This is a genomic window from Bartonella sp. CL71SXKL (assembly GCF_042194935.1).
GTDB lineage: Bacteria > Pseudomonadota > Alphaproteobacteria > Rhizobiales > Rhizobiaceae > Bartonella.
The window spans coordinates 1-1,388 of the sequence record NZ_JBHINI010000070.1; the positions used below are offsets into that span (position 1 = coordinate 1).

Consider the following 1,388-nt stretch of genomic DNA (forward strand, 5'->3'; position numbering starts at 1 on the left):
TTTTTCCAAATAGTTATACTGTATTTTGGTATTTAGATATCGTTATTTGGTACTTTTTTTTAGTTTATTCATTCTTTTTCATGTTGCATACACGCAGTTTAATAAACATGTCCATTTACGCACTACATTTTATACTAAAAACCAAAAGTAAAATTTAAAAGCACTTGGTATTCAATTAGGTAGGTATCAAAATGAAAAAAAGTGAAAAAAATAAAAAATACGTATTGACATTAAGGAAAGGTTCGTTTAGAAAGGCGTCAAGTGCTCAAAACACTAAATCACAAGCGGATAAACCCCGATAAGGTTTTTCCCATTTCTTTAAATACTGACTGTCTTTTATGTTGTGATTAGCATATAACGATTATGTCGGGTGTGTTCACACCATACAATACTCTTATGAGAAAAGTGTGACGACGGACTTGTGACCGTGTTTTGAACACCCGGCGCCCTTATAGGGTTGTCAATTCAAAACCCAATTATCACAAGGATTACTAGCATGAACGCTACAGTTAAAAATCAAGAATCTTCCTTTTTTATTACAGATGATAATGGCTCTTTTAAAAAGAGAGAGTTTGCAAAAAAATACGAATTTACAGGCGAAACAATAGAGGTTGGCTTTAAAACGCTTCATAGGATTAGAGCTTTAAGAGATTTTGGAGATGTCAAAAAAGGGGACCTCGGCGGCTTTATAGGTAGTGAATACAATTTATCGCATCATGGCAATTGCTGGGTCGGAGGTAAAGCCAAGGTTTATGCTAATGCACGGGTTTACGATAATGCCGTTGTAAGTGGTTATGCTCATGTTAATGTGGAAGCTTGTATTTATGAAAACGCCCGTGTTTATGGCAAGGCGGTTGTAGGTGGCTTTGTTTATGGAAATGCTGAGGTTTATGGTTTTGCACGTATTTATCCTCGTGCAAGAATTTATGGGAATGCTCACGTTCATTATAATGCTTGGGTTTTTAATGATACACATATTTTTGGTAATGCCAAGCTTTCTGGATATGCTTGCATTTATGCTGATGTAAAAGTTTATGGTAATGCCAAGGTTCTAGGCTTTTCAAAACTTTATAAAAATGCACACGTTCATGGGAACGCTGTTATTGAAGGGCATGCTGAAATTCATGGGATTATTTATGGTAATGCAAAAATATCAGGTTATTCAAAAATTTATGGGAAGGTTTCAGGCAAGGCAAAATTAAGAGAGTGTGATTTTGTTCATAGGGAAGGTGAGGTTTATAGTGGCAATAAAGTCATATATAACTCGAATAATATTTTAGAAAAAGCAGCGTAAATGACGGCGCGGGCGCGGCGGGGGCGCCTCCTTATAACCATTTCATTCAAAAATTTTCTTTAAAAGGCATTTCACTATGAAAAAAACATATGAA

The 1,388-nt window shown here is 35.4% G+C and carries 1 protein-coding gene; it reads left to right on the plus strand.

What is annotated here, in order from left to right:
- The first annotated feature begins 496 nt into the window (after positions 1-496).
- On the plus strand, positions 497-1,294 hold the full coding sequence (locus ACFILA_RS09495; RefSeq protein WP_375637986.1) for a hypothetical protein: 798 nt from the start codon (positions 497-499) through the stop codon (positions 1,292-1,294).
- Positions 1,295-1,388 lie beyond the last annotated feature (94 nt).